Origin of the sequence: Kribbella sp. CCNWLW201 (assembly GCF_037203805.1) — a bacterium.
GTDB lineage: Bacteria > Actinomycetota > Actinomycetes > Propionibacteriales > Kribbellaceae > Kribbella.
In genome coordinates, this window is sequence record NZ_JBBCBQ010000018.1 from 98,733 (window position 1) to 117,772 (window position 19,040).

The following is a 19,040-nucleotide window of genomic DNA, read 5'->3' on the forward strand; positions in this document are numbered from 1 at the left end:
TCAGCTCATCCCCACCTGCTGGCGCTCGGGCTCGATCAGGGCGATGACGCGCTCCTGCTCGCGCGGGTATGGCTGGCCGATGTACTTCATCGCGATCTGGTCGACGATCTTCCAGCCTTCGTCGCCCTCCAGCCATTCGACGACGCGACCGCGCACGATGATCGGCTCGAACGGGTTGTCGAGCGGAGTCAGGGACAGCGCAACCCGCGGATCGCGCCGCAGGTTGCGCGCCTTCCGCGAGTCCGGCCCGGTCAGGAAGGCGATGCGTTCTCCCACTGTCGTGACCCACAACGGCACGGAGTGCGGACCGCCATCGGGCAACACGGTGGCAAGGTGCGCAACCGCGGTGGTGTCGAGCACACGGCGTACGTCGGCATTCAGCATGACAATCAGCTCCTGGCGAGGTTGGTGACGAGGATCATCGCTGGACCTCGTAGTGGAGGTGGGTGACGCCCGGGGCGGGGACGACGTCGATGATGCGCAGTTGGATGTGGTCGGGGAGCGCCTGGAAGTAGGGGCGGCCGCCGCCGAGCAGGATCGGGATCTGGTGGAGGACGAGTTCGTCGACAAGACCCGCCTTCAGGGCCTCGGTGACGACACCGCCGCCCATCAGCGCGACGTCCTTGTCGCCGGCCGCTTCTTTGGCCGCTGCGACCGCGTCCTCGATCCCGGTGGTGATCAGCGTCTGGCGATCGCTCACTTCTGCCGGCCGGTGGCTGACGACGAACAGGGGCGCTGTCGGGTGCGGGCTTCCGCCGCCGAAGCGCTCGGAGTCCTCGAAGGTGTTGCGGCCCGCGAGAGAAGCGCCGACGCGACTGGCGAGTGAGTCGAACAGGCGGGCGCTGGGCTCGCTGAGCTTGAAGCCGTCGAACACCTGGCTGGGTACGTCGCCGTCGAAGTACCAGTCGAAGAGCATGCCGCCGTCGCCGAGCCCTCGCCCCGGGCCGGGGTCGCGACCGGTGATGTACCCGTCGACCGAGACCGAGAGTGCGCTGATGACCTTGCTCATCCTGGGTGATCCCTTCGTGGGTTCCTTCAAGAGACTCCATGACCGTAGCAGTTGGAGTTCCGTAAGGGAACCCCAACTGCTAGATTGGCTACATGCAACGCACCAACTTCGGTGAACTGGTCTGCTCGATCGCCCGCACCCTCGACGTGATCGGGGAGCCGTGGTCGCCCCTCATCCTGCGCGACGTGTGGGTCGGGATGCGCCGGTTCGACGAGCTCCAGGCGGACCTCAAGATCTCGCGCAAGGTGCTGACCGAGCGGCTCAACCACCTCGTCGACCACGGCGTGCTCGAGCGTCGTCCGTACGACAACCGCCCGCGGTACGAGTACCACCTGACGGAGAAGGGCACCGAGCTCGTCGACCTGCTCATGGTCATGAAGGGCTGGGGCGACAAGTGGCTGGCGGGCGAAGCTGGACCACCGGTCCTCTACCGCCACCACGCCTGCGGCGAGATCGCCGACGTCGAACTCCACTGCACCCACTGTGACAAACCCATGCACGCAACTGACGTCGACGTACTCCCAGGCCCGGCGTTACAGCTGTTGGAGGCGGCGACGGATGAGCGTGTCGAGCCGCAGCCAGGCCGGCGATGAGGCGTTGACGGTGCTCTGCAGGAGCTGCGGGATCGCCGAATCCGTCGTCTGCCCTGGGAGGTTGCCGGGGTCGTCGTAGCGCTGGACTGTCTCGTCCACGATGCGCTGTGCGAGCTCGTCGAGGTACGGATCGGCCGGATCGAGGTCGTGGGCCTGGTCGTAGGCGAGATAGAGCCTCCGCAGCGCCGGGTCGGTCAGGGCGTCGGCCTGGTCGCGGAAGAGGTCGGAGGCGATCTCGGGATGCGTGGCGTAGACGATGATCCACAGATCGCGTTCCAGCTCGACCCAGCGTGCGGTGAAACCGAGCTTCTCGAGTTCCTGCAGATGGCGTTCCACGTCCGCGGGCAGCAATCGGATGTCGCCGGCGGCAAGCTTGCGCAGTTGCCGCTGGGTGTCGCGCAGTCGCCGGATGCGGGCGGTCAGGTCAGCGTCGATCTGCTGCAGCGCGTCCCCGAAGTCCTCTGTCGTGCCGAGGTCGCGGATTCGGGCGAGCGGTACGCCGGCCTCGGCCAGGGTCCGGATCCTGATCAGCTCGACGACGGCCTGAGCGCCGTACCGGCGGTATCCCGACGAGTCGCGTTCAGGCTCGGGCAGGAGGCCCTTGGCGTGGTAGACGCGCACGGTCTTGGTCGACACCCCGACGTACCGGGCCAGCTGTCCGATGGTGAGCACACAGCCATTGTTGACCTTGCCCTAGGGGCAATGTTGGACGATCGGGCTATGACCGACTGGGAGACGCTTCGGGCGTTGGCTGATGAGGGGAACGAGAAGGCGCTGGATCGGCTTGCTGATCTGGCTGATGAGCGGAATGACGTGGCGGCGTTGAGCGAGTTGCTGGATGAGGGGTGTGAGCGGGCCGGCGAGCACCTCACCCGCCGCGCCGTCGCCGCCAACGATCTGCTGGAACTGCAGCGGATCCGCGATGCCGGGTACGACGAAGCCGGTGAGGTGCTCGACCGTTTGCTCGACTAGACCGTCGCCAGCTCCGCCGTGGGCTGGCAGGCGCTGACCTTGGCCGCGCGCGGACGCAGTCCGAACCAGACCAGGACCACGCTGACCAGAGTCAGGGCCACGTCCACCGACAGGGCGAGGTGCATGCCGGTCAGGTGCACGGCCTGCGTGGCGGCGATCGCGGCGAGAACCGGCGTACCGACGGTGCCGGCGACCTCCTGAGTCATCGAGGTCAGTCCGGTCGCCAAGCCCTGCTCTCCGTCCGGCACGGCGGACGTCCCCGCCACCGTGTACGCCACGATGGCCGCCACGTGTCCGTAGAACCCGATGAACAACGCCGGGATCAGCACCACGAGCGCGAGGACCCGGTTGGTACCAAGGAATACCAGCGGAAGCGTTGCCAGCCCCTGCACCGCCATGCTCACGGTCAGGACCTTGCGGTAGCCGAAGCGCCCGATGATGCGCCCGGCAACCACTCCGGCAGCCACCGACGCCAGACCCGGGATGCCGAACACGAGACCGGTCGCGAGCGGGGACAGACCAAGAGTCTGCTGCAGATACAGCGTGGTCAGGAAGATCATCGCGGGCTCCATCGAGCACACCACGAGCCCCGCGTAGTTGCCCCACGCCACCGACGGCTGCCGCAGAATGCGCACCGGGACGAGCGCTGTGGTGGACCGCCGCTCGATCAACCAGAACGCGACCAGCAGCAGTACGCCGACGATCGCAGTAGGCATGCTCCGCTCGATCACGGCATAGATCACGGCCAGCAGACCACCGGTCACCGTCACAGCACCGGGTACGTCGAGCTTCGCCCGCACAGCCGCCGTACTCTCGCGAATCACGAACGGCGTGAGGACCAGAACGGTCACCACGACTGGCACGTTGATGAAGAACGCCGCCCGCCACCCGAGCAGGCTCACCAGCGCACCGCCGACCAGTGCGCCAACGGCAAAGCCAGCAGACAGCAGCGCACCCCGCAGACCCAGCACACGCGCACGCACCGCGCCATCCACAAAGGTCGTGGTCAGCAACGCCAGTGACGTCGGCAACGCCATCGCGGTGGCCAGACCCTGCAGCACCCGAGCGGTCAGCAGCAACTCAGCGTTGACCGCGAAGCCGCCCAGCAACGACGCCCCGGCCAGCAGAACCATGCCGGCCAGGAACAGCCTGCGCCTACCGAAGTAGTCCGCCAATCGCCCGAACAGCAGCGCGAAACCGGCCGCAGGCAGCGCGAAGGCCGAGGTGATCCACGGCAACCCTTCCGGCCCCAGCCCGACGCCTGCACCCGCCTGTGGCAGCGCGATGTTCAGTATCGAGAAGTCGACCGACAGCATGAAGCCGGCACCGAGTAGCACCAGCAGAACGACGCGTTGACGCAGATCCATGAGAAGCTCCAAGTAGCAACCGATTGGTTGCTACATTATGGCAACCGATTGGTTGCGTCAATCCCCTCTCAGGCGATCCGGGAGCGGTTGCGAGTGCGCAGTACCGGGGCGAACGCGGCCAATCCGGTCGCGAGCAAGGTCACCACCAGGAACGAGATCGTCAGACTGCTCGCCTGGGCGATCCCGCCGATGATCGACGGCGCCACCAGTCCGGAGGCGTACGTGATGGTCGCAACGCCGGCGATCGCGTGGCTCGAGTTGGCGTCCGTGTGCCCGGCCGCCGCGAACGCGAGCGGTACGACGACCGCGATCCCGCCCCCGATCAGCCCGAACCCGGCCATCGCGACCACCGGATGCGGTGCGACGACGACCAGTACGCCGCCCGCCGTGGCGATCACGCCACTCCACCGAACCGTCCGTACGGCGCCGAAGCGGTCGATCACCGCATCACCCGTGAGCCGCGCGATCGCCATCGTCAACGTGAAGCCCGTGGTCGCCGCGGCCGCCACACCCGCCGAACTGTCGAGGATGTCGCGCAGATACACCGCCGACCAGTCCAGGCTCGCGCCCTCCGCGAACACCGCGCAGAACCCGACCGCCCCGATCAGCAACGCCGACCGCGGCGGCAACGCGAACCGCGCCGGCGGCTCCTCGTCATCCGCCGGATGGATGTTCAGCACGAACTGACACACCACGGCACCGATCACAGTCAGTACGGCGGCCGCCAGCGCATGGTGGATCTGGGCGCTCAACCCGGTATGCGCGGCAACGGTCCCCAGCGCCGACCCGATCAGCGCACCGACACTCCACATGCCGTGCAGGCCGGACATGATCGACTTGTCCAGCTGGTGTTCGACCTCGACGCCGAGTGCGTTCATCGCGACATCGGCCATCCCCGCCGTACCGCCGTACACGAAGAGTGCTGCGCACAACGTGAGCAGGTTGGGGGAGAGGGATGGTAGTACCAATGCGAGTGTCCACAGGGCGAGCAGACCCCGGAGTGCGTGCCGGGTCCCGAGGGTGTGCGTGACGCGGGCCGCGAGCGGCATCATCAGCGCCGCGCCGAGTGCCGGGAACGCGAGCGCCAACCCGAGTTGGCCGGCGGACACCCCGGAGTGCTCCTGAATCCACGGCACCCGGGTGGCGAACGAGCCTGTGACCGCGCCGTGCACACAGAAGACCGCGGCTACGGCATACCGGGATCGGCGGACGTCGTTAGCCACAGGCAAACACTCACTTTGTTTGATCGAACATCTGGATGGTAGATTTCTGCGCATGAGGAGCGCAGAACGGCACCAAGTGATCGTAGAACGACTGCGCAGGCTGGACCGAGTCTCCGTCCAGGAACTGGTCGAGGCCACTGAGGCCTCAGATATGACGGTCCGTCGCGATCTCGACTTCCTGGCCGCTCAGGGCGTCCTCAAACGCATCCACGGTGGCGCCGTCTCGGCGATGCCGTCCGGGGTCGAGCCGCCGTACTCGCTCCGAGCCCAGGCGGCCCTTGCCGCCAAGCGCGCCATCGCCGCGGCCGCCGTCGCGCACATCCGCGACGGCGAGACCATCGTCCTCGACAGCGGTACGACGGCCCTCGAGGTGGCCAAGCTCCTCCACGACCGCGCGGTCACCGTCATGCCGCTCTCGCTGCGGATCGCGCAGGAGCTGGCCGAGGCGCCGCGGATCCGGTTGTTGATGCCTGGGGGAGAGGCACGCAAAGGTGAGTTGTCACTGGTCGGCCCGCTGACCATCGCCTCGCTGCGCGCGCTGCGTTTCGACCTGGCCGTGCTCAGTCCGTGTGCTTTCAGCCTCGATGCCGGGCTGACCGCGTTCGACCTGGGTGACGCCGAGGTCAAGCAGGAGGCGCTCGCCGTCGCCACCCGGTCGATGGTGCTTGCCGACGGCGCCAAGTGGGACCGTGCCGCACTCGCCTACGTGTGTCCGGCCGACCGCCCCGACCTGATCATCACCGACCCCACTGCGCCGGAGGAACAACGCACCATGCTCACCCAACGTGGAGTCCTGGTCGAGGTGACGTCTTGACGGCACTTTTGGCCGGCCCTTCGGCGCCGCCCCGAGCCGCCCGGATCGCCACCTGGATCTACTTCGGCCTGAACGGTTTCGCCGTCGGCATGTGGGTCGTCCACATCCCCAGCATCGAACACGCCACCAACATCTCGCACAGCACGCTCGGACTCCTGCTCCTAGTGCTCGGCGGTGCCGCCTTCCTCGGCATGCAGGTCGCCGGCCCGCTCGTCGACCGCCTCGGCCAACGCCGCCTGGTCCCGGCCGCCGGTGTTCTCCTCGGCATCGCCCTGTTCTGGCCGGGTCACGCCCACAACTGGTGGACGCTCGGCCTCACCCTCATCGTCATCGGCTTCGCCAACGGCTCCTTGGACGTCGGCATGAACGCCCAGGCCGTCGTGGTCGAACGCGGCTATCCACGCCCGATCATGGCCGCGTTCCACGCGATGTGGTCGATCGGCGGTGCCTTCGCCGCGCTGATCGGATCCGCCACCCTGCGAGCCGACGTACCGACGCCCGTAACCCTCAGCCTGGCCGGTGTGCTCTGCATCGTCGTGTCCCTGGCCGCCGGCCGTTTCTTGATCGAGGCAACGACCGAGGAGCACGAGGAGCAGGAGGAACGCGCGAAGCCGCCGGCCAAGCTGGTCTGGGCGCTCGGCGGTCTCGCCTTCGGCCTGATGCTCGCCGAGGGTGTCGCCAACGACTGGGCGGCGCTGCAGTTCCGCGACATCCTCGGTACGTCGGTCAGTACGGCGGCCTTCGCGTACGGCGCCTTCGCCGTCGCGATGACCGTCGGGCGTTTCCTCACCGACCGAGTGGCGGCCGTCGTCGGCCCGGCCGCGATCGTCCGCTACGGCGCCGCGATGGCGGCGGTGGGCCTGACGATCGTGATCGTCGTACCGTGGGTGCCGGTCGCCCTGTTCGGCTGGGCGTTGTTCGGTCTCGGCCTGGCCGGCGGCGTACCGCAACTCTTCACCGCCGCCGGCAACCTCGACCCGCGCGCGGCCGGCGCCCTGATGGCCCGCGTGGTCGGACTCGGGTACGTCGGTCTGCTGGCCGGCCCGGCGTTGATCGGCGGACTCGCGCACTGGATGCCGCTGAACATCGCGTTCATCCTGCCGGTCGTGTTGTGCGTGCTGACGTTCTTCGGCGGGCCGGTGCTCAAATCCCGGTCTTGAGCGCTTGGTCGAGATCGGCCCAGAGGTCGTCAGGGTGCTCGATCCCGACGGACAGGCGGATCAGGTCAGTCGGGATGGTCGGCGCCTCGATCGGCCAGCGGTGGCGGCGTTCGAGCATCGACTCGACCCCGCCGAGGCTGGTCGCGTGTACCCAGAGCGCCGTACTCTCGCAGACCCGCTGAGCGCCTTCCGCGTCACCACCGAGCTCGAACGCCAGGATTGCGCCGTACCCGGACATCTGCGCGGTGGCCCTGGCATGCCCCGGGTCTGTTTGCAGGCCTGGGTACCGCACGCGGCTGACCCGTGGATGCTGGAGCAGACGCTCAGCCAGGAGCGCGGCGTTCGACTGCGCTCGCTCAAGCCGCAGCGCCAGCGTGCGGAGACCGCGCAGCGCCAGCCACGCCTCCATCGGCCCCGGGATGGCGCCCAGATTGCGCCGACGGAGGTCGAGCGCGCTCCACAGGTCGTCGTCGGCGGTGACGATCGCGCCGAGCACTACATCCGAATGACCCGAGATGAACTTCGTTGCCGAGTGCATCACGATGTCAGCGCCCAGCTTGATCGGCTGCTGCAGTAGCGGCGTCGCGAACGTGTTGTCGACGACAACGGTCGCGCCGGCCGCCCGGCCTGCTGCCGAGATCGCCGGCAGATCGGCGACCTCCATCGCCGGATTGGTCGGCGACTCGATCCACAACAGGTCCGTGTGCTGGACCTGGACCGCCTCGGTGACTCGTGCGGTGTCGGCGATGTCGACTCTCTGCACAGTCAGCCGGCCGGTCGCCGCCTGCTGGTCGAGCAGCGCGAGTACGCCGGAATACGCGTGTTGCGGCGCGACGACCCGGCCCCCGAGCGGGACTAGATCGGCGATCGCGGCCACCGCCGCCATCCCCGACGCGAACGTCAGGCCACGCCCACCCTCGAGCTCCCCGAGGGTCTCCTCGAGTGCGGTCCACGCATCGTTCCCGAAGCGCCCGTAACCACGGTCCCCGCCCGCGACGTAGGTCGAGCTGAAGATGGGGGAGTTGCCGACGGGTGCGTTCGGCACCCGCTCCGGGCGGCCGGCGTGGACGACAACGGTCGAGGGATCGAGATCGGAGGCCATGGGGGAATTCTCGCGGCTGCGGACACCGGCCCGACGAGCGGGGCCGTCGGCTACCGCGCTTCGACGGCGGGCAGTGGGATACCGCCGCCGCACAGCAGCGTCATCGCGCGACGGGCGAGTTCTTTGACCTCGGTGCCATCGGGATTCTCGGCCCAGATCCGGACCACGGTCTCGATGATGTTCATCGCGATCCCGGCGGCCAGCGCGGCGGTGAACTCGACGTCCTGCGGGTCGTCACCGGGCAGTCGCCGTACCAGCTCGTCGGTCAGCTCGTTGCGGAACCGCCAGATCATCTCGTTGAGGTGAGCGCTCACCGACGCCGTCTGCGACGCCAGGTCGAACACGGCGCGAACGCGGTCCGGGTTGCTCTCCAGTTGGTCCAGCACCCGCTCGATCACCGACTGCAGGCCGTCCGGCAGCTCCACCTCGGGCTGCTCGCGGAACCAGGCGACCGCTCCCAGCAGACAGTCCTCGACGAACTCGAGGACGAGGGTCTCCTTGGTCGGGAAGTACCGGTACAGCGTGCTCGGGCCGACCTCGGCGGCCGCGGCGATCTGCTCCACCGTGGTCCGGCCGAAGCCGTGGTCGGTGAACAGCTCGAACGCCTTGTCCGCGATCAGCCGGCGGGTCCGCTCCCGCTTGAGTTCGCGCAGTCCCATCTCCACCTCCGCGGGCAGAGTACCGGTTGGGCGACTCGCCGTCGCCGGTTCAAACCGAGGCGTGACGACTACTGAACGCGATCTGAAGAGCTCTTAACCGAACCCCGGTCGGATCCTGATCGCGGGGCCGCTACAGTCGAGCCGGTGAGTGAGTACTCGAGGGAACAGCGCAAACCCCGTGTCGCCGTGGTCTTCGGCGGCCGGTCGAGCGAACACGCCATCTCCTGTGTGACCGCGGCCAACGTGCTGCAGGCGATCGACCGGGACAAGTACGACGTGGTCCCGATCGGCATCAGCACCAGCGGCCACTGGGTGCTGGAGAGCGGCGACCCGGAGCGGCTGTCGATCACCGACGGCAAGCTCCCGGAGGTCGACGTGACGGCACTGCCGGTGCTGTTCGGCGCGAACCGCGAACTCGTGGTGAGCGAACCGGACCGGGTACCGAGCACGCTCGGCGAGGTGGACGTGGTCTTCCCGCTACTACACGGCCCGTGGGGTGAGGACGGCACCATCCAGGGCCTGCTCGAGATGTCCGACATCCGGTACGTCGGGTCCGGCGTACTGTCCAGCGCGGTCGGCATGGACAAGCACTACATGAAGGTCGTCTTCCAGGCCGCCGGCCTCGAGGTCACCCCGTACGTCGTCATCCGCGACCGGGACTGGACCCGCGACCCCGCCGCCTGTCGCGAGGCGGTCGACGCACTCGGTTACCCGGTCTTCGTGAAGCCGTGCCGCGGCGGATCCAGCCTGGGCATCAGCAAGGTCAACAACCTGGCCGAACTCGACGACGCGGTGGTCGAGGCCCGCGCCCACGACCCGAAGGTGATCGTCGAGGCGTCCGCGAAGAGCCCGCGCGAGATCGAGGTCGGCGTCCTCGGCGGCCTGGACGGCGGACCGGCCGAGGTCAGCGTCTGCGGCGAGATCGCGGTCTCCGGCGGCGGACACGACTTCTACGACTTCGAGACCAAGTACCTGCCCGAAGGCGAGGAGTACACCGCCCTCTCCGTCCCCGCCGACCTCCCCGAGGAGATCGCGGCCGACATCCGCGCCAAGGCACTCACCGCCTTCGACGCCATCGAGGGCGAGGGCCTGGCCCGCGTCGACTTCTTCCTCGACGCCGACGGCCGGGTCATCATCAACGAGATCAACACCATGCCCGGGTTCACCCCGACCAGCATGTTCCCGCGCCTCTGGGCCGCCACCGGCGTCGACTACCCCGCGCTGGTCGAACGCCTCCTGACCCTGGCCCTGACCCGCCCCACCGGCCTCCGCTGATCCCACCCCGCCGCCCGCCCAGGCGGGTGGCGGGGAGCAGCACTCATAGGCGCCTCGCCCGCTCGTAGAGGTACCGCTGCTGCGGCAAACTCGTCGTCCGACTCGCAGCCTCCTCGTACGCCGCCCGCGCACCCACCGCGTCCCCGGACATCTCCAGCAGATGCGCCCTCACCGCCGACAGCCGGTGATCCGACGCGATCCGCTCGTCGCCCTCGATCGTGGCCAGTAGTTTCAGCCCGTCATCCGGCCCACGCGCCATCGCCACCGCGACCACCTGGTTCAACGCGACCATCGGGTTGTCGACCAACTGCAGCAACACCTCGTACAACGCGACGATCTGCGCCCAGTCGGTCTCCTCCGCCGACGGCGCCTCGTCATGCACAGCCGCGATCGCCGCCTGCAGTTGATAAGGCCCCACCGGCCCCCGCGGCAACGCCGCCGTGATCAGCCCAACTCCCTCCTGAATCAACTCCGGAATCCACAACGACCGATCCTGCTCGTCCATCGGCACCAGCTCACCCAACGGCCCGGTCCGGGCCGGACGCCGCGCATCCGTCAGCAGCATCAACGCCAGCAACCCGGCCACCTCGCTGTCATCGGGCAGCAACCGATGCAGCATCCGCGCCAGCCGGATCCCTTCCGCCGCCAACTCCACGCGTTGCAGACTCGGCCCCGTCGTACTCGCGTAGCCCTCGTTGAAGATCAGGTACACGACCTTCAGCACCGCGCCCAGCCGCTCGTCCCGATCCGCCGGCAGCGCGAACCGGGCCCCACTGTCCTTCACGCTCGCCTTGGCCCGGCTGATCCGCCGGGTCATCGTCGCCTCCGGCACCAGGAACGCCCGCGCGATCTCGGCCGTCGTGAGACCGCCGACCGCCCGCAGCGTCAATGCGATCTGCGACGCCGGCGACAGCGACGGATGGCAGCACATGAACAGCAGGATCAGCGTGTCGTCGGTATCCGCGGTCCGCTCACCCGGCCCTGGTTCGGGCGTCGTCGCCCACTGCGCCACCCGGTCCTCGCGCCGTTGACGGGCCTGCTCACGACGCAGCAGATCCGTCAGCCGGCGCGAGGCCACCGTGATCAACCACCCGCGCGGGTTGTCCGGGACACCCTCCACAGGCCACTGCTGCGACGCGGCCAGCAAGGCCTCCTGCACCGCGTCTTCCGCGGTGTCGAAGTGCCCGTACCGCCGCACCAGCGCCCCGAGCACCTGTGGGGTCAGCTCACGCAGCAGATCGTGGAGAGCGGCGGACATCGCGATCAGTCCAGGATCTCGCCGCGGCCCTCGATGACCGGCCGCACGTCGGCGTACGCGGTCGCACGGACGAACTCAGGCGCTGGTGTGTCCCCGAGCCGGGCCGCGATCTCGGTCGCCCGGTCGAACGACTCGCACTCGACGATCCAGTAGCCGGCCAGCACCTCCTGGGTCTCGGCGTACGGACCGTCCGTCACCACCGCGGCACCGTCCTTCGAGCCCAGCCGCCTGGTCAGCACCGGCGCCGCGAGCCCACGGGTCTCGACCAGTTCACCCGACTCGATCAGGTCGTTGTTGAACTTCTCCATGAACGCGCCCATCGCGGCGAAGTCCTCGGCGGTCCACGCCGGCTTGCCGGTGTCCTTGCCCGCCATCCCGTCGTAGTCCTGCTGCGACGCGTACGTGAGGATCATGTACTTCATCGGAATCTCCCGTCGTCCCGGGCACCACCTCGGTGCCTCTCGCCTGGTACGTCGCCCCCGCCGGATCGAACCGGACACCGCCGACGAACTTTGCTTGCGATTGGAGTATGCCGTTGTCAGGTACAGGGAGTGATGAGTTTGTTGAACCTGTGGACAGCGTCCGAGACGTCGGTCAGGGCGTTGGCCTCGGGGGCGTACTTGGCCGGGACGGCGACCTCGAAATAGACCTGCCGGCCGATGGTGGTGAAGATGACCCCGTTCTCGACTTCCTTGGCGAACCAGCCGACGCCGTTCACCTCGAAGCACTGCGACTGCGCCTCGGCCATCCCGGCCGGTGGGGCGACCCCACAGGTGACCTCGATCGGCGGATCGCCGTACGCGGTGGTGAGCGGGCTGACCGGCTCGGTCTTGCGCCGTTCGGCGTCCAGGACCTTCGCGGGCAGCGCCTTCACCAGCGGCTCACAGGCCGCCGCGACCTCGGGTGCGGGAGACGGTACGGCGACGGGCGCGGGGCCCGGGCTGCACCCGGCCAGCAGGATCAGACCGAGTGCAGCGAACAGGACTTTGGGCATGCGAAAGGACGGCGGGACCCCGTGGCGATCAGATGTGGACGACGGGGCAGGTCAGCGTGCGGGTGATGCCGGGCACGTTCTGGACCTTGGCAACCACCAGTTTGCCCAGTTCGTCGACGTTGCGGGCTTCAGCACGGACGATCACGTCGTACGGACCGGTGACGTCCTCGGCCAGGGTGACGCCCTGGACCTCGGCGATCTGTGCCGCGACGTCGGCTGCTTTGCCGACCTCGGTCTGGATCAGGATGTAGGCCTGGACCACCACGTCGTTCTCCACTCAGTCGTCCTCAGCTGGCTCCGGCCGTACCCATTGCAGGGGTACTGCGAGACGGCCGGGCGTACTCTTCGTTGCCCGGTCACGGTACCGCCTAGACTCCGGTTGGCGATATGGGAGGTCTGCTGACGTGACAGAGACGTTGGGGAGCACGGGTGAGTTCGGCCTGATCGCGGCCGTCACCAAAGGGCTGTCCACAGGTGAGGACGTCCTGGTCGGGCCTGGCGACGACGCGGCCGTGGTGGCGGTGCCGGACGGCCGGATGGTGATCACGACCGATTTGCTGGTGGAGGGCCGCCACTTCCGCCAGGACTGGTCCTCGGCGTACGACGTGGGTCGCAAGGCCGCCGCACAGAACCTGGCCGACATCATGGCGATGGGCGCGCGGCCCACCTCGCTCGTGGTCGGGTTCGGAGCGCCGGCCGACCTGCCGACCGCGTGGGCGCTGGAGCTCAACCAGGGCCTGGTGGACGAGGCCGAGCTGGTCGACGTGAGCATCGTCGGCGGCGACACGGTGCAGTCGGACAAGATCATCGTCTCGGTGACCGCGTTCGGCACGCTGGACGGCCGCCCGCCGGTACTGCGTTCCGGTGCGCGCCCCGGCGACGAGGTGGCCTTCATCGGCCGGCTCGGCTGGGCTGAAGCGGGGTGGGCGGTGCTGGCCCGCGGCTTCCGGTCGCCGCGAGCCGTGGTCGAGGCGCATCGCCGTCCGCAACCGCCGTACGCCGAAGGGCCTCGAGCGGCTTTGGCCGGCGCGTCGTCGTTGTGTGACGTCAGCGACGGGCTGCTGTCCGACCTCGGGCACATCGCGGTCGCGAGTCAGGTGACCATCGACGTGCATTCGCAGGCGTTGACCGTGCCCGAGCCGCTGCAGGCCGTGGCTGCCGCGACCGGTGTCGACGCGCTCAAGTTCGTCCTGACCGGCGGCGAGGACCATGCGCTGGTCGGTACCTTCGAGCCGGCCGACGTACCCGAGGGCTGGACCGTCATCGGCTCGGTTGCTGAGGGCAACGAGGAACGGCCGGCCGGAACCGTGACGGTGGACGGAGCGGCGTACGCTGCCGACTCCGGTCACGCTCATTTCAGGAGTTGAGATGCTGCCCAGAGTGCTGACGATCGCCGGATCCGACTCCGGCGGCGGTGCCGGGATCCAGGCGGATCTGAAGGCGATGCTGGCCAACGGCGTGCACGGGATGAGCGTGCTGACCGCGATCACCGCGCAGAACAGTCTCGGCGTCCAGGGGGCGTGGGAGTTGCCGGAGGAGCAGGTCCGGGCGCAGTTCCGCAGTGTGGTGGACGACATCGGCGTCGACGCGGTGAAGACCGGCATGCTGGCGTCCGCCTCCATGGTCCGCGTGGTCGCCTCGCTACTCCGGACGCTCCCGCCGTCGGTGCCGGTCGTGGTGGACCCGGTGTCGGTCTCCAAGCACGGTGACGCGCTGCTGGCCGCCGATGCGATGGACGCCGTACGGTCGGAGATTGTGCCGTTGGCAACTGTCCTGACGCCGAACCTCACCGAACTCGGACCGGTGGCCGGTATGGACCTGGAGACGGTGGAGGACCGTGAGCTCGCGGCAAAGCTGCTACTGGACGCCGGAGCCTCCTGGGTCCTCGTGAAGGGCGGCCACGACCCGGGTACGGCGTCTGTCGACATACTGCACGGTCAAGGGGTACGACGGGCCTATAGCGCCGTTCGGGCCGACAACAGGCACACGCACGGCACCGGATGCACGTTGGCCAGTGCGATCGCGTCGTACCTGGCGCAGGGGTACGACGTACCCGCCGCAGTGGGAGCGGCCAAGGAGTACGTGACGGGGGCGATCCAGGCCGGGTTCTCACTCGGTGGTGGAATCGGTCCGGTCGATCACGCCTGGAGATTTCGAGGGAGCAGCAGTTGAGCAAGCAGCAGCCGCCGGTGGACGGGTACTGCGAGCAGTGCGGGTTCAACTACGACACAGGTGATCTGCAGGGCACGGTGACCACGCTGATCCGGCAGGCGGCGGACTGCAGCATGGCACTGACGAAGGCCGCGGCCGGTCCCGATCCGGACGTCGTACGACTCCGGCCGGAGCCTGACGTGTGGTCGGCGATCGAGTACGCCTGCCACGTACGCGACGTACTCGAGGTCCAGCGGCAGCGGATCGCTCAGTGCCTGGCGGAGGACCGGCCGGTGTACGCGCCGATGGACCGGACCGGGCGGGTGAAGCAGGCCAAGTACGAGGACCAGGACCCGATGGAGGTCGCGGCCGCACTGGTGCGATTCGCCCGGGAGTTCGGCGCGGCCGCTCGGGTGCTCACGCCGCCGCAGCTGGGCAAGCTCGGGCTTTACAACTACCCGGTGCGTGCGCCGCGGACACTGGGCTGGGTCATCCGCCACACCGCCCACGAGATCCAGCACCACCGCCACGACCTGACCACGATCCTGGCGCGTGTGGAGCCGCCGATCGTGCCCAAGCCGCCGGCTGAGGAAGTCAGTGCCGATCAGCCCACTGAGCAATCGACGGCTCAGTAGTGAGGTAGTCGAGCGCCAGCGCAGCGGCACCACGCAGCGGACCGTCGGGCTGGTGCGTCGCGGGGAGTACCGGCGGGGGAGACGCCCGATGGAAGGCCATGAGACCGGCTAGATAGGCCTGCTCGAAGGTCGACTCGGCAGCAGCACGGAGTGGGATGGCCAGCCCGCCCAGCGTCACTACATCCGGGTCGTGCGCGTTGACGAGACCAGCGATGCCTGTAGCGAGTGCAGCGACCACTCTGGCAACCGCACGGCCCGCATCACGGTCGGTACGCCTCAGCACGACTTCTGTGTAGCCGTACGGGTCGTCCGGCGTGGGCTCCTTGAGGTGCCGTGCCAGCGCGCGTCCGTCGATCTCCAGATCCCAGCACCCGCTCGCGCCACACGGACACGGTCGGCCACGCTCTCCGAAAGGGATGTGCCCGTACTCCCCGCCGGCCCCGGACGCCCCCTGCGCCGGTACGCCGTCGATCAGCAGCGTGCCGCCGATACCCACCTCGACGATGAGGTGCAACGCCGTACCGGCACCCGCAGCCGCACCAGTGCGAGCCTCCGCCACGCCACTCAGCGTCGCGTCGTTGCCAGCAAGCAGTGGGAGGCCCGTGCCCGCTGTGACGGCTTCCAGGTCCAACTCGGCCCAGTCCAGCGTCGGTGCCTGCATCAAACGGTTGTCGCGAATGGTGCCCGGTGCTGCCAGGCTCACTAATCGCAGGCGTTCGCCGTACTGCTCCTTGGTCCGCTCCACAACCCTCTGCAGGTTGCCGAGCACCACCTGCGGCCGTCGACTCCGGTGACGCTTGGACTGCTGCTCCAGGAACGACCCGTCCAGCGCAACCACAGCACTCCGCCAACTGCCCTGCCGCAGGTCCAGCGCCAGCGCCACAGGACCGCTCGGGTGCGCCCGCAGGACGGTCGTCGGCCGCCCACGCCCCTGACTGGGTGCCGGGGCCTCGGTGAGCAGCTGTACGTCGCGCAGCCGGGCAGTGACCTCAGTCGCCGAACTCGTGCTCAACCGGAGCTCCCGCGCCACCGCGGCACGCGTGATCCCGGGCCGACGGCTCACCTGCGTGAGTACGTCGGCGGCCGTCTGCCACTGTCCGCGGCGAACTGCTGTTGTCATGGGATGGTTCTCCCTTATGCTCGGAGAACGAGTTTAATGGAGGAGTGATGGGGATCCGGGACATCCGCGCCGTGCTGTTCGACATGGACGGCACGCTGGTGGACTCCGACGCCGCGGTCGAGCGCGCATGGACGGTCTGGGCAGGGGAGTACGGCGTACCCGTGGCCGACGTACTCGCCATCGCCCACGGCAGCCCAGCCGAGTCCACCGTCGACCGCATGCGCCCAGACCTACCGGCGGACGAGCGCGCGGCAGCGGCGGCCCGGCAGTTGGAGCTCCAGTACGACGACCTGTCCGATGTGGTCGCCACCCCGGGTGCTGTTGAGGTGCTGGCTGTGCTGGAGCAGCTCGGCCTGCCTTGGGCGGTCGTGACCAGTGCGGACAACCGGTTGGCGAAGGTACGCCTGGCCGCTGCCGGCATCGAACCACCTGTCCTGGTGACCGTCGAAGACATCACTCGCGGCAAACCGGACCCCGAAGGCTATCTGCGCGCCGCTGAACTTGTCGACGTACCACCTGCTTTTTGCCTCGTCGTTGAAGATGCCGACGTCGGCCTGGCGGCCGGCCGCGCAGCCGGAGCCGTGACCGCGGGCCTGAAGGGCCTATCTGCCGATGTTGAACTGCGCGACTTACATCAGCTGGCCGCACTGCTGGCCGACCGGATGGCGGAGGCTGGGTCCGACGACCTGACGCGCGGATGACGCGCCGAGGCGCTGAGATGCAGATCGCGGTGGCCCTGTCGGCCATGGGCTTCCTGCTGACCGGTCTTGGTGCGTGTGTCGCCGTACTGGCTAGAGACCTGCACGAGCCCGCTGGCCGGCTTGCTCTGCTTCCGTCCGCCTTCGCCGTCGGCCTGCTGGTCATCGCTGCGGTTGGGCCGAGGCTGCTGCGGTTCCTGTCGATCACGACCGTACTGGCGATCGGCTCAGCCGTCTGCGCGTTCGGCGGCGTACTGCTCGCCCTGGCACCGCTATACGTCGTGGCAATCGCAGGCGGCCTGTGCATCGGGCTAGGTGGCGCACTGCTGGTCCTCGTTGCACCACTGATGCTCGACGGCCCAACGGCTGCGGCGAGACTCAGTCGGGTCAACGCTGTGGCCAGTGCGACCGGCATCCTCGCGCCAATCGCCATTGGCGGTGTGGACTCGCTCGGCCACACCGGTCGCCTCGCGCTGCTGGCCGCCGTACCGCCGCTCCTGCTGCTCGCGGCTCTGACGGGCCGCCGGGCCGCACCACCGCGGTCAGTGGCTCACCTGCCCGAGCAGCATCGGGCGACGTCCAGTGGGCCTGTCGCCGTGGCCGTCTCGCTCGGCTGGTTGCGCGTCGTTCTGGCCGTTGGAGTCGAGTTCTGCTTTGTGGTGTGGGCAGTGGCGCGACTGCTCGCCACCGGGTTGCCGCTGGCAACGGCCGCGCTACTGGGCAGTGCTTTCCCGATCGGCATGGCGGTCGGCCGTGCGGTCGGCCCGATTCACTGGCGCGGCTGGCCTCCCGTCGTTCCCGGCGGCCTGCTCGCGATCATCGGCACCCTGCTCGTCAGCCTCCTCGACACCCCCGCCGCCGTCACCATCGGCCTCGTCATCGCAGGTATGGGCGTGGCGCCCCTCTACCCAGTCACTCTGGCAGCCCTCGTCGCCACACCAGGCCTCAACCCAACCCGCCTCTCCGCCATCGGCGCCCTGGCCTCTGGCACCGCCATCCTCCTAACCCCCGCCGCCCTAGCGGCTCTAGCCCGCCTCGTAGACCTCCGCACGGCCTACCTCATCACCCTCCCCTTGATAGCCATCCTCATCACCCTCAGCCGCCGCACCCCCAACCATCCAGCCAGCCCCGACCTCCACCCCCACCACGAGCCCGCCACCCACCAACGCCACCCCATCGAGACCCTCCCTCCCCGCATACCCCAAACTGACTGACCGGCTGCCAGGCGCCACTCCCGCAAACCACCTGCCTCCCAGCCGCCGCAGTTCACGCTGCCCCCGCAACCGCGAACTACCACGCAATGCTGCCCACCGCCCAAACCCGCGGCCGACGTTGCGCCTGCGGTTGCGGACCTCCACGCGACGCTGCCTGCCGCTCAACCCGCGGCTGACGTTGCGCCCGCAGTCGTGGACCACGACGCAACGCTGCCCACCGCCCAAACCGCGGCTGACGTTGCGCCCGCAGTCGCTGCCCACCACGCGATCCTGCCTGCCGTCCAGCCCGCGGCTGACGTTGCGCCCGCGGCCGCTGCCCACCACCCAACCCCCCGGCTGACCGTGCGCCTGCAGCCGCGAACCACCACGCGACGCTGCCCACCGCCCAACCTGCGGCTGACGTTGCGCCCGCAGTCGCGGACCCACCACGCAAGGCTGCCCACCGCCCAACCCCCGGCCGTCTTCGTCTCGGTGCCTGTGTATCCGTTTGGCTCGGCTAGTCAGTGTGACGTTTCGCCTTGTGGATAAGGGATTCCGAGCCGCTCCGGGTTTGGCGCAGCCGCAGACATCGCATAAGATCGAACACATGTTCGAAGGAGATCTGGGGTCGCTGTCGACGGCCGACCTGCTGGAGTCGGCCGCCACGCACCGCGCCGAGGCCAACCGGCTCGACGCGCGGCTGCTCGAGCACGCCCAGGTCTACGCCGACCGCCACCACCCCGACCGCTGCCCGTCCCGTCCCGGCCGCAGCCCCGGCGGCGGCCGCGAACGCGCCCTCGTGCTCGGCGGTGACGGC

Annotated in this window: 23 protein-coding genes; 11 read left to right on the forward strand and 12 right to left on the reverse strand. The window is 68.8% G+C overall.

All coding sequences use genetic code 11. The features are described from left to right. Entirely contained in the window at positions 1-384 is a 384-nt protein-coding gene (locus V9K99_RS41630; protein WP_337011242.1) for a TIGR03618 family F420-dependent PPOX class oxidoreductase, read from the reverse strand. 34 nt (positions 385-418) lie between these two features. Continuing rightward, on the reverse strand, positions 419-1,009 hold the full coding sequence (locus V9K99_RS41635) for a dihydrofolate reductase family protein (RefSeq protein WP_337011240.1): 591 nt from the start codon (positions 1,007-1,009) through the stop codon (positions 419-421). Between the two features lie 92 nt (positions 1,010-1,101). Here V9K99_RS41635 and V9K99_RS41640 point away from each other — a divergent pair, with 92 nt between their 5' ends. Next, positions 1,102-1,602, forward strand: coding sequence for a winged helix-turn-helix transcriptional regulator (locus tag V9K99_RS41640; protein ID WP_337011238.1), 501 nt, complete (start codon positions 1,102-1,104; stop codon positions 1,600-1,602). Here the strand turns inward: V9K99_RS41640 and V9K99_RS41645 are convergent. Beyond that, positions 1,543-2,274 carry a MerR family transcriptional regulator gene (locus tag V9K99_RS41645; RefSeq protein ID WP_337011236.1) on the reverse strand — a complete coding sequence of 244 codons (732 nt, stop codon included), beginning with the start codon at positions 2,272-2,274 and terminating at the stop codon, positions 1,543-1,545. The genes V9K99_RS41640 and V9K99_RS41645 overlap by 60 nt on opposite strands. A gap of 48 nt (positions 2,275-2,322) precedes the next feature. On the opposite strand from V9K99_RS41645, the gene V9K99_RS41650 reads away from it, so the two are divergent. Beyond that, the gene (locus V9K99_RS41650) at positions 2,323-2,574 is read left to right on the forward strand and encodes a hypothetical protein (protein ID WP_337011234.1); all 252 of its coding nucleotides are present in this window, start codon (positions 2,323-2,325) and stop codon (positions 2,572-2,574) included. On the opposite strand, the gene V9K99_RS41655 is transcribed toward V9K99_RS41650, so the two are convergent. Further along, a complete protein-coding gene (locus tag V9K99_RS41655; protein WP_337011232.1) occupies positions 2,571-3,941 on the reverse strand; it encodes an MFS transporter in 1,371 nt (456 codons plus the stop codon). The genes V9K99_RS41650 and V9K99_RS41655 overlap by 4 nt on opposite strands. Positions 3,942-4,009: 68 nt before the next feature. Then, positions 4,010-5,164 (reverse strand): MFS transporter, encoded by a 1,155-nt coding sequence (locus tag V9K99_RS41660; protein WP_337011230.1) that lies wholly within the window; start codon positions 5,162-5,164, stop codon positions 4,010-4,012. A gap of 52 nt (positions 5,165-5,216) precedes the next feature. Between V9K99_RS41660 and V9K99_RS41665 the strand changes: the two genes are divergently transcribed. Both V9K99_RS41665 and V9K99_RS41670 read left to right on the forward strand, forming a co-directional pair. Further along, complete coding sequence (locus V9K99_RS41665; protein ID WP_337011227.1) at positions 5,217-5,978, forward strand: DeoR/GlpR family DNA-binding transcription regulator; 762 nt, start codon at positions 5,217-5,219, stop codon at positions 5,976-5,978. Further along, positions 5,975-7,138, forward strand: a complete 1,164-nt coding sequence (locus V9K99_RS41670) for an MFS transporter (protein ID WP_337011225.1) — start codon at positions 5,975-5,977, stop codon at positions 7,136-7,138. Before V9K99_RS41665 ends, V9K99_RS41670 begins: the two co-directional genes overlap by 4 nt. Here the strand turns inward: V9K99_RS41670 and V9K99_RS41675 are convergent. Then, positions 7,122-8,240 carry a trans-sulfuration enzyme family protein gene (locus tag V9K99_RS41675; RefSeq protein ID WP_337011223.1) on the reverse strand — a complete coding sequence of 373 codons (1,119 nt, stop codon included), beginning with the start codon at positions 8,238-8,240 and terminating at the stop codon, positions 7,122-7,124. The genes V9K99_RS41670 and V9K99_RS41675 overlap by 17 nt on opposite strands. Before the next feature lie 50 nt (positions 8,241-8,290). After that, positions 8,291-8,899 carry a TetR/AcrR family transcriptional regulator gene (locus V9K99_RS41680; protein WP_337011222.1) on the reverse strand — a complete coding sequence of 203 codons (609 nt, stop codon included), beginning with the start codon at positions 8,897-8,899 and terminating at the stop codon, positions 8,291-8,293. 144 nt (positions 8,900-9,043) lie between these two features. On the opposite strand from V9K99_RS41680, the gene V9K99_RS41685 reads away from it, so the two are divergent. Next, a complete protein-coding gene (locus V9K99_RS41685) occupies positions 9,044-10,174 on the forward strand; it encodes a D-alanine--D-alanine ligase family protein (RefSeq protein WP_337011221.1) in 1,131 nt (376 codons plus the stop codon). 43 nt (positions 10,175-10,217) lie between these two features. On the opposite strand, the gene V9K99_RS41690 is transcribed toward V9K99_RS41685, so the two are convergent. The 4 genes from V9K99_RS41690 to V9K99_RS41705 all read right to left on the reverse strand — a co-directional run bounded on the left by V9K99_RS41690 (position 10,218) and on the right by V9K99_RS41705 (position 12,691). Then, positions 10,218-11,432: an RNA polymerase sigma factor gene (locus V9K99_RS41690; protein ID WP_337011219.1), complete on the reverse strand. Its 1,215-nt coding sequence runs from the start codon at positions 11,430-11,432 to the stop codon at positions 10,218-10,220. A 5-nt stretch (positions 11,433-11,437) separates the two neighbouring features. Beyond that, positions 11,438-11,854 (reverse strand): YciI family protein, encoded by a 417-nt coding sequence (locus tag V9K99_RS41695; protein WP_337011217.1) that lies wholly within the window; start codon positions 11,852-11,854, stop codon positions 11,438-11,440. Positions 11,855-11,970: 116 nt separating this feature from the next. Further along, positions 11,971-12,426 (reverse strand): DUF3515 domain-containing protein, encoded by a 456-nt coding sequence (locus V9K99_RS41700; RefSeq protein WP_337011215.1) that lies wholly within the window; start codon positions 12,424-12,426, stop codon positions 11,971-11,973. 28 nt (positions 12,427-12,454) lie between these two features. Then, positions 12,455-12,691 (reverse strand): Lrp/AsnC family transcriptional regulator, encoded by a 237-nt coding sequence (locus V9K99_RS41705; RefSeq protein WP_026163142.1) that lies wholly within the window; start codon positions 12,689-12,691, stop codon positions 12,455-12,457. A gap of 139 nt (positions 12,692-12,830) precedes the next feature. Between V9K99_RS41705 and V9K99_RS41710 the strand changes: the two genes are divergently transcribed. Genes V9K99_RS41710 through V9K99_RS41720 form a run of 3 tightly spaced genes read left to right on the forward strand, consistent with a single transcriptional unit; the run spans position 12,831 to position 15,212 of the window. Beyond that, on the forward strand, positions 12,831-13,793 hold the full coding sequence (locus tag V9K99_RS41710) for a thiamine-phosphate kinase (RefSeq protein ID WP_337011213.1): 963 nt from the start codon (positions 12,831-12,833) through the stop codon (positions 13,791-13,793). Position 13,794: 1 nt separating this feature from the next. Then, positions 13,795-14,598, forward strand: coding sequence for a bifunctional hydroxymethylpyrimidine kinase/phosphomethylpyrimidine kinase (gene thiD / locus V9K99_RS41715; RefSeq protein WP_337011211.1), 804 nt, complete (start codon positions 13,795-13,797; stop codon positions 14,596-14,598). Then, positions 14,595-15,212: a DinB family protein gene (locus V9K99_RS41720; protein WP_337011209.1), complete on the forward strand. Its 618-nt coding sequence runs from the start codon at positions 14,595-14,597 to the stop codon at positions 15,210-15,212. Before thiD ends, V9K99_RS41720 begins: the two co-directional genes overlap by 4 nt. Here the strand turns inward: V9K99_RS41720 and V9K99_RS41725 are convergent. Further along, entirely contained in the window at positions 15,172-16,332 is a 1,161-nt protein-coding gene (locus V9K99_RS41725; protein ID WP_337011207.1) for an ROK family transcriptional regulator, read from the reverse strand. The two genes, V9K99_RS41720 and V9K99_RS41725, sit on opposite strands and share 41 nt — an antisense overlap. A 47-nt stretch (positions 16,333-16,379) precedes the next feature. Between V9K99_RS41725 and V9K99_RS41730 the strand changes: the two genes are divergently transcribed. From V9K99_RS41730 to V9K99_RS41740, 3 genes are all read left to right on the forward strand, one after another. Continuing rightward, entirely contained in the window at positions 16,380-17,033 is a 654-nt protein-coding gene (locus V9K99_RS41730) for an HAD-IA family hydrolase (RefSeq protein ID WP_337011205.1), read from the forward strand. 17 nt (positions 17,034-17,050) lie between these two features. Continuing rightward, positions 17,051-18,244 (forward strand): MFS transporter, encoded by a 1,194-nt coding sequence (locus V9K99_RS41735; protein ID WP_337011203.1) that lies wholly within the window; start codon positions 17,051-17,053, stop codon positions 18,242-18,244. A 586-nt stretch (positions 18,245-18,830) separates the two neighbouring features. Then, on the forward strand, positions 18,831-19,040 hold a 210-nt coding region (locus V9K99_RS41740), incomplete at its 3' end, for a hypothetical protein (RefSeq protein WP_337011201.1).